This is a genomic window from Psychrobacter sp. UBA6291 (assembly GCF_002439405.1).
GTDB classification, from domain to species: Bacteria; Pseudomonadota; Gammaproteobacteria; order Pseudomonadales; family Moraxellaceae; genus Psychrobacter; species Psychrobacter faecalis.
In genome coordinates this window covers 1-8772 of sequence record NZ_DJUD01000044.1, presented here as the reverse complement: position 1 = coordinate 8772, position 8772 = coordinate 1, and the positions used below count along the sequence as shown (strand labels likewise).

Here is an 8772-nt window from a genome sequence, read left to right as displayed (position 1 = left end):
TCATAAATTTACCACCAACCTTGCCAAGACTAATAAAATAATCATCATTGGCAAACTTCAATCAACATCATTTACCTCAACCAAGCTAGCCAAGTCCGTCTATGACGCAGGTTGGTTTGAGATTAAGCGGCAACTGGCCTATAAATGCGAGAACGCAGGTTGCTACTATGTTGAGGTAAATGAAAGCTACACCACCCAAACTTGTTCGTGTTGTGGCTCACGCCAAAACAGTCCGAAAGGTAGAGCAAACTTAGGAATAAGAGAATGGCTTTGCGAGTGTGGTGTCACTCATGACCGCGATATTAATGCGGCAAAAAATATTCTCGCGCTCGGGCTTGAGCGTCTAGTAGTAGGAATCCCCTCACTTTAGAGAGGGGAGGAAGTCAAATCAACATTGACTGTAATTAACACTGACGCCGCGGCTTGCAGTAGGAATGCGGTTATCAGCATAAATAGCCAGACCGCCACGTGCGGTTTCTTTGTATTTATCAGACATATCAGCGCCTGTCTGCTTCATGGTTTCAATCGCTTTGTCTAGTGAAACAAAATGCTGACCATTGCCGCGGCAGGCAAGACGCGCGGCGTTGATGGCTTTGACAGCGCCCATCGCATTACGCTCGATACAAGGGACTTGTACCAAACCACCAATCGGATCACAAGTCAGACCTAAATTGTGCTCGATACCAATCTCGGCGGCATTCAAACACTGCGCTGGCGAGCCACCCATTATCTCGGCCAATGCCGAACCTGCCATCGCACAGGCTGAACCGACTTCCCCTTGGCAGCCAACTTCAGCACCCGAAATAGAAGCGTTTTGTTTAATTAAGCTGCCGATAGCGGTGGCATTTAATAAGAATTTACGCACGCCATCTTGGTTGTAATTGGGCAGAAAGTCACGATAGTAGTGCAAGACCGCCGGAATGATGCCCGCCGCACCATTAGTTGGGGCGGTGACGACTTTACCTCCATTGGCATTTTCTTCGTTGACGGCAAGCGCATACAAATCGACCCAATCCATTGCGGCCAGCTTGTCAGTCTTGGCGATAGGTAGACCTTTTTCAGCACATAATTGATTGTGTAAATCGTGGGCACGGCGTTTAACATTAAGGCCGCCGGGTAAAATGCCGCTATTTTTACAGCCTTGGGTTACGCAGTCTTGCATCACTTGCCAAATCGTATCTAAATAGCTAAAAACATCTGCTTGATCGCGGTAATGGCATTCGTTAGCAAGTACCAACTCGCTGATACTTAATCCATGTTCATGGCACTGCTCAAGTAACTCTGCGGCAGTATTAAAAGGGTAGGGAACGATATCAATCGTTGGGCTGGCATGGTCCTCATCGGGATTATTGGCGTCATCTTCGTTAATAACAAAGCCTCCGCCAACTGAATAGTAAGTTTGCTGATATTTGCTACCATCGGTCAATACCGCGCGGATGGTCAAGGCATTCGGATGATAAGGCAATACCGTATCATCATACCAATACACATTACGCTCGGTGTCAAACTCGATAACATGTTTGCCCGATAAATTAAGCTGCTTGTCCGCGAAAATAGGCGCCAAGTATTGATCCGTTAAGCGCGTATCAATGGTACTTGGCGTATGGCCAAGCAGACCTAAATATATCGCCGTATCAGTTGCGTGCCCTTTACCAGTAGCAGCCAAAGAACCATAAAGCTCGATTTCAATATTCTTAATCGTTGTCAATGCGCTTTGTTTAAGCAATGACGTCAAAAATAAGTTGGCTGCCACCATAGGCCCAACGGTATGAGAGCTTGATGGCCCAATACCAATTTTAAATAAGTCGAAAACACTAATCATAAAAATACCAAGAAATTGTCAGTGCATCAGCGTCTGTTGTAGAAGGGGCTTAGTACTGGGGTGAAAAAATAATAGATAGCCGTCCAAAAACTCTCTGATAAATACCGTACTATGACGATACAGAGTGTTTTTTTAGATGTTTACTTAAATAAAAAAGCTAAGCATTTAAAAATTTGCGACGTTATCTATGAATACCTATCAGTATAGGCGGACACGAGGCGAGTGAATAATAACTTTTATTTATCAGAGAACTCCGTTATCATGCTCGCAACCAATATCCATGTAACATCCTGTAATTCAGCCATCACGATAGTGTAGAGAATGGCACAAACAGTCGAGCATGTTTTTTAACGCCATTTATGTAGCGATTTATATTTACTGTAAGAAAATGAATTTTCGCTATTATCGTTTTGACTCAATTCACAGTTGTATTTTCATAGCCGTATTTTCACAGTTTTTAGCTGATTGTTATTCTCTTAGCTCAAATAGGACAGCGCATGACCACACCTGAACCTCACTCTCCAGCACCAGAGAGCAATCATCCAGAGCCTCATAATGCATTAGCAGCAGCTGGCATCGATACAGCTGCGGTGAGTTACTCGCACAATCCAGACTTTGATAATGGTCGTTGGTTTCCAACGTGGCGTCCTTATAAGGGCAACTTGGATCGCGATCCGGTCGGCATTAATGAATACGTACCGCCTGGCAAGAGTGTGTTATTAGGGGTGCAGCATACGTTTGCCATGTTTGGCTCGACCGTACTTGCGCCATTACTAATGGGGTTTGACCCCAATTTGGCCATTTTGATGTCCGGTATTTGTACGGTGATGTTTTTTATTATTACTGGCGGGCGCATGCCCAGTTATTTGGGCTCAAGTTTTGCTTTTATCGGTCCTGTGATTGCGATTACGGCCTATGCAGGCATCGGGTTTAATGACAATCTGAATGTCGCCTTGGGCGGTATCATGGCATGCGGCATCATTTATGCCTTGATAGGTTTGTTGGTGATGAAGACGGGTACAGGCTGGATTGAGCGTTTGATGCCGCCTATTGTCACCGGTGCTATTGTGATGATTATTGGTCTAAACTTAGCGCCTGTGACCATTCAAGGGGTGTCTTCCAACCAGTTTGATGCATGGATGGCGACGCTGACGGTATTGCTTATCAGTGGGGTTGCAGTATTTACCCGCGGTATGCTGCGCCGTCTGTTGTTGCTGGTTGGGTTAATCCTGTCTTATATTGCTTATTTTGTCATGACCAATATACTCGGTTATGGCGTACCGATTGATTTTAGCAATGTATCGGCAGCTTCATGGTTTGGTCTGCCAAGTATTCATACACCGCATTTTGAGATGAGTGCGATTATTTTGATTGCTCCTGTCGCCTTTATCTTAATTGCCGAAAACTTAGGGCATTTTAAAGCGGTCGAAGGTATGACCAAAGCGCGCGTGACACCTTATATGGGTCGAGCATTTTTTGCTGATGGCTTGGCGACGACGTTTTCGGCAGGCTTTGGTGGCACAGGGGTGACCACTTATGCAGAAAATATCGGTGTCATGGCCGTAACCAAAGTCTATAGCACGACGATTTTTGTGATAGCGGGTTTGGTTGCTATTTTACTCGGTTTGTCACCAAAGTTTGGTGCCATTATTCAGACCATACCGGCGGCTTTATTGGGCGGCGCCTCTATCGTAGTCTTTGGTTTGATTGCGATTGCTGGGGCAAAAATTTGGATAGACAGTCATATCGACTTTAGCAAAAACAGCAATTTAATCATTGCCGCGGTTACCGTTATTATGGGTACGGGTAATTTTAGTCTGCATCTAGGCGGCTTTGACTTGGGTGGAATTGGTACGGCAACTTTAGCGGCGATTGTGCTGAATGCTTTATTTAATAGACAAAAAGATTAACCGTCAAAAAGCTTGATTTGTTCATCGTAAAAAAAGCCACAATGATTATTGTGGCTTTTACTTATTACGGCTCTTACTTATTATAACTTTTACTCATTACCGATTTATTTATAATTTCGTTTATAAAATCTGGCAAAAAAACGATAACGGCGTAGTGCGCGTGGCTTAGGTTTTAACGACCCTAAATAAATGGCAAACATAGTCAATAGCGCGCCGCTCCATTGCATCGTATTAATCGGTTTATCAAGCCAGCTATAGTCAATCACCAAGGCTGCGATGGGCTCGGTTAATAAAAGTAGCCCTGTCAATGCTAAAGACAGCTTAGGAATCGAGTAGGCGATAAGTCCCCACGCCAAGCATTGCATCACCGTGCCATAAATCAATATCCAACCAATCTCAGACCAAGTATTGGGCAAAATATTACCCATATCAAAGATAAACATCGGTAGAATCATTGCTATCACGCCGCCGATACTCACCAGTTGCATCAGCATAAATATCGGCGTTGGCTCAGTATCATGGGTTTTACGGATAAAGGTCATCGACGCGGCAAGCATAGCGCCTGAAACGATACCCGTGACAAACCCCCAAGTCGCCGCGGTGTTTTGCGCAAATTCAGGACTACCTATCATTGCCACGCCTAGCATGGCTAAAAACAAACTGATAAGCTGCACGATAGATTGGCGCTCATTAAAATATAAAAAACCAATGGCCGCTAAAAAGAAAATCTGCAAGCTATTAAGTAAGGTTGAGATACCGGGACCGACCGCATAAATACTCTCGTGCCATAGCGCTAAATCGAGTCCTAAAAACGCGCCTGATAATAGACCGTAAAAAACAGCCCGCTTTGAGCGTGGAAGTCGTTGTCCTGTCATTTTAGCCAATATAGCAAAGACCACGCCTGAAATAGCCAGTCGCCAAAATGACATTGCCCAGCCGCCGATATCGACATGAGCGACAATTAAGCTGCCCAAACCAAAAATAACGCAACCAATGACCAAGCCAGTAGCGGCGGAGCGTGAAGAGGCGATAGCCATGCAATATCCTTATCTCATTACTATGATGCTTTTTTAAGACATTTTTTTAATGTTGTTCGCTCAAGAGCTGGTTTATATAGACAGGCCATATTGTCAGTGTTTTGCTCTTAAATTGAAATGCTTTGGCGCGATTTATTTTATAATGACGTATCACCCACCTTAGATAAATAAAGCGGTCACCTTCTTACAGCAATAGCATTGGCACACGTGCTGCCATTTGTTACTCTAACATTCATTTGTAGTTTAAAGTGCGTCATGTTTAAAATAGCGATACTCTTCAAATACTTAACTTAATATAGTGAATTCTATATAAAATAGAGACATGATATTTTTACGCGAAACTGTCGTAAGTTTTCCTCGATTGCTGTGCGCTTTGCACTCCAGAGGCTTCAAAAAATCTATGACAGTCCCGCTATATGGTTTTTATAATGAACTCACTCTATATTTACAGAGCTTCTATTATTTTTAGTCTAGGTTTGCTTATGCTGCAACGTTCTATATCGAAACGAAAAATAGATTTCTTATTGACACTGCCGCGACAACTATCGCGTGCAATCTTTGTCGGGCGCCTGTCTGTCATAAGCATCATAGCTGCTACGTTTTTTTTGACGTTAAATGCGCAAGCCGCTAGCTGCAAAATACCCAAAAGCTATTATAAAAATGTCTCTTGTACCTCTAGTCGCGGCTATTTTTTAGCCATAAAAGATTTCGGTGCACCAGTTGCCTTGATTGATAAGCAAGGCAAAAGCGTGCTTGATTTAACCCGCTATCAAAGAGTAGATGCTGACAAAATATCGGGCGGCTTGCTACCAGTGCTGCGTAATGGTCGGGTGGGCTACGTCAATATGCAAGGTCGCGAGGTTATTCCTGCGATGTACGATATGCTCAAAGAAGGACAAAGTTGGGCGCGTCCCGTCTCTGAAGGTCGCATTGTGGTCAAGCAAAACGGTCACTATGGGGTTGTAGATACTGCCAACAAGACAGTCATACCATTTTCCGCTGCAATTAATGATATTGACGATTATCGTAGCGGCATGACGCGCGTACGTAAAAATCAAGCCATCAGCTGGTTGGATAAAAACGGCAAACCTACCTCTGACCCAAATAGCAAGGCTGCTAGTCAAAATTCGAAAAGTACACTTGTTAGCAGCAATGAAGCTGCGCAAAAGTTGCCACCGTCCCGTAGTTTTACCACCTTGCAGCCACGGCAACAAGACGGCAAATGGGGTTTTGTTGATGATAATAATGTGTCTATGATTACCTATTCTTTCGATGACGTGCGACCATTTTCTGAAGGCTTGGCGGGTGTGCGTATCGATAATGAATGGGGCTTTGTTAATTTAGGCGGTGAGTTGGTGATTCCTTTTCGCTTTGATAGTAACGGTGTGAATGCGAGCGATCATTATAAAGACCAACCTGCATTTGTATTTACGAATGGCAAAGCTTGGATTGGCAATTTAGAAAATGGCAATAAAATGTGTATTGATAAAGAGGGTGATAGTATTGGATGTGATTGATACTTAAGACTTATCACTTAATATCACGCTTAAATTTGCCGGCAAAAAAAGAGTGTCAGAGCGNNCGCTCTGACACTCTTTTTTTGCTTGAGGCGGACTAGCCTTAGACGTAAACGGTCATTTTTCTAGCAAGTGCTTACTAATTAAATCGACCATATAGGGCTGATAGTATTCGGGAATATCGTGTGCCATACCTTCGATTAAATGAAAGCTTGCATTAGGAATGGTCTTTGCAACCACTCGACCTTGTGAGGCGGGTAACAGACCATCAGCGCTACCATGCAGCACAATCGTCGGTGCTTTAACTTGTTTGCTATATTTGCTAATCGAGCCAGAGGCTAAGATAGCATTGAGCTGTTGTACCGTACCAAGCGGATGAAAATTACGCTGATAACGTATCTTGGCGATGTCACGTACCATGCGCACATTGACGTGCCCTGGTGTGCCAACGGTTTTCATAAACCAGACGCTATGCCGCACGATATCGCGCTCAGAGTGGCTCTCAGGGCGGTTGATCAGGGTATATAACTGCTTGGGTTTGGGCGGCTTTAAAAAAGCACGATTGGTGGTGGTAAACATCAAGGCCATGCGCTGTACCAAACTTGGATAACGCGCGGCAACGATTTGCGCAATCATCCCGCCCATAGAAGCGCCAAGCAGATGCGTTTTACCAAGCTTTAAGGCTTTGATTAAACGCGCCGTATCTTCTGCCATGTCGGTTAAATTATAAGCAACCGGCGCGCCTTTATTCGACAGTCCCGTTTGCAGACGCATCATCATTTTTAATTGGCTGATACGCGGCAAACCATCAATCTGTACTTTGGACGACAAGCCGATATCACGATTGTCAAAACGAATTACAAAAAAACCGGCATCGATAAAGCGCTTGATGAAACTATTAGGCCAAAACACCATTTGTGAGCCAAGCCCCATAATCATAAGTAACGGCGGATTCTTGGGATCACCACCTGCCTCAACACACAGCTCAATGCCATCGCCGATATCGATCATCGATTGATAAAGATGCTCGCTCAAATCAGACGGATACCAAGCATGATCGCCAAACTTTTGCCATTCAGGCGTCGGGTAATCGATTGTTGGAGAGTCGATTGTCGCAGCGCTAAGTGCTGAAGAATTTAGTGTTGGAGAGCTAAGCACTGTATCATTGTCGGTTTCTTCTGAATTTACAGACGCGTTTGTGTGATTGGTGGGGTTTGATTCTGTCATGAAGTATCCTATTTAGATGGTCGTTGGCTTAAAATTCGAGCATCTCAAAATCAAGCTTGCCAACGCCGCATTCTGGGCACGTCCAGTCGTCTGGAATGTCTTCCCATTTGGTGCCAGGTGCGATGCCTTCTTCTGGGCAGCCAAGCTCTTCGTCGTATATCCAGCCGCAGACAATACATTCATAACGTTTCATAAATAGTCCTATCGATTATTTCCAGTATTACGATTACCAATATTTCTTTTACCAGCATTTTTGCTATCACCAGTGGCGTTAACTAGATTAATTGGCATTTTTAAAGCAACTATTAAGTATTCTAGCCGACATTTAGCGTGTAAAAACGCACGTAGTTTAGCATATAGCAGTCATTTTCATAGTTAAGTTTACACTTGTATATTGAGATTCACCAGCTTTTATCAAGTGCTTACGCGTCATTTTCAAGGTTTTAGCCGGGCTGTCATTGCCAATTTCGCCGCCACGATAAAGCCGATTATGCTATAATTATCGCCGCTATTTTTAGCGATTGTCATCTCATTTATCACCTACCTCATTTACCACCGTCATATCATTATTTAAGTTTTATAAGTTAAGGGTTACTATGAGCGCGAATGCCGCCGTTACATCAGCTGAAGTTAAGACCACAACCGATTCATCTAATATGCTCAATACTGACCATCCATTTTGGCAAATCATTCGCACAGTACCAGACTTCCCAAAAGTTGGTATCGATTTCTATGATATTACACCGTTACTACGCAGTCATATCAATGCGGTGATTGATGAGATGTTGGCGGTTTTGCCTAAAGGTTTGCTTGATGAAGTGGATTGCTTAGGCGCCGTAGAAGCGCGTGGGTTTGTATTTGCCAGTTTGCTGGCGGGACGTTTGGGTAAAGGCATGATTTTGCTGCGTAAACCCGGTAAATTACCGCCGCCGGTTGCTAATAAAGCTTATGCATTAGAATACGGCAAAGACACGCTTGAGATGCAAAATAATTTGCCGCCTGAGCGGGTATTATTGGTCGACGATATCTTGGCGACAGGCGGCACGCTGATGACCGCTTATGAGCTTTGTGAATCTGCACAGCATACGGTGGTTGGCGCCTTGGTATTGTTAGATTTAGTTGCTTTACATGGCGAGTTTCCTGTACCTATTTATACCGTTTTAAAAGCTTAGAGAAATGGTTTTAGCATAATAAAAAGCGCACTGGATAATTATAGTTCAGCGCGCTTTTTTTAATGCTTAGATTAACACACCAAGTGC

The 8772-nt window shown here is 43.9% G+C and carries 8 protein-coding genes; 4 read left to right on the top strand and 4 right to left on the bottom strand.

Going from position 1 to position 8772, the window contains the following annotated elements; all coding sequences use genetic code 11:
* Nucleotides 1-370: RNA-guided endonuclease InsQ/TnpB family protein (locus tag B3R91_RS07615; RefSeq protein WP_286797067.1), on the top strand; the 370-nt coding region annotated here is incomplete at its 5' end.
* An 18-nt stretch (nucleotides 371-388) separates the two neighbouring features.
* On the opposite strand, the gene B3R91_RS07610 is transcribed toward B3R91_RS07615, so the two are convergent.
* Complete coding sequence (locus B3R91_RS07610) at nucleotides 389-1822, bottom strand: L-serine ammonia-lyase (protein ID WP_286797066.1); 1434 nt, start codon at nucleotides 1820-1822, stop codon at nucleotides 389-391.
* 497 nt (nucleotides 1823-2319) lie between these two features.
* Here B3R91_RS07610 and B3R91_RS07605 point away from each other — a divergent pair, with 497 nt between their 5' ends.
* The gene (locus tag B3R91_RS07605) at nucleotides 2320-3732 is read left to right on the top strand and encodes a solute carrier family 23 protein (protein ID WP_286797065.1); all 1413 of its coding nucleotides are present in this window, start codon (nucleotides 2320-2322) and stop codon (nucleotides 3730-3732) included.
* A gap of 104 nt (nucleotides 3733-3836) precedes the next feature.
* Here the strand turns inward: B3R91_RS07605 and B3R91_RS07600 are convergent, their stop codons facing one another.
* Complete coding sequence (locus tag B3R91_RS07600) at nucleotides 3837-4769, bottom strand: DMT family transporter (RefSeq protein WP_286797063.1); 933 nt, start codon at nucleotides 4767-4769, stop codon at nucleotides 3837-3839.
* 482 nt (nucleotides 4770-5251) lie between these two features.
* Between B3R91_RS07600 and B3R91_RS07595 the strand changes: the two genes are divergently transcribed.
* Nucleotides 5252-6286, top strand: coding sequence for a WG repeat-containing protein (locus B3R91_RS07595; RefSeq protein ID WP_286797061.1), 1035 nt, complete (start codon nucleotides 5252-5254; stop codon nucleotides 6284-6286).
* Between the two features lie 117 nt (nucleotides 6287-6403).
* Here B3R91_RS07595 and B3R91_RS07590 read toward each other — a convergent pair whose 3' ends face one another.
* Nucleotides 6404-7297 carry an alpha/beta fold hydrolase gene (locus B3R91_RS07590; protein WP_286797068.1) on the bottom strand — a complete coding sequence of 298 codons (894 nt, stop codon included), beginning with the start codon at nucleotides 7295-7297 and terminating at the stop codon, nucleotides 6404-6406.
* A gap of 244 nt (nucleotides 7298-7541) precedes the next feature.
* Nucleotides 7542-7706: a rubredoxin gene (locus tag B3R91_RS07585; RefSeq protein ID WP_068406924.1), complete on the bottom strand. Its 165-nt coding sequence runs from the start codon at nucleotides 7704-7706 to the stop codon at nucleotides 7542-7544.
* 403 nt (nucleotides 7707-8109) lie between these two features.
* On the opposite strand from B3R91_RS07585, the gene B3R91_RS07580 reads away from it, so the two are divergent.
* Complete coding sequence (locus B3R91_RS07580) at nucleotides 8110-8685, top strand: adenine phosphoribosyltransferase (RefSeq protein ID WP_286797059.1); 576 nt, start codon at nucleotides 8110-8112, stop codon at nucleotides 8683-8685.
* The last annotated feature ends 87 nt before the right edge of the window (nucleotides 8686-8772 follow it).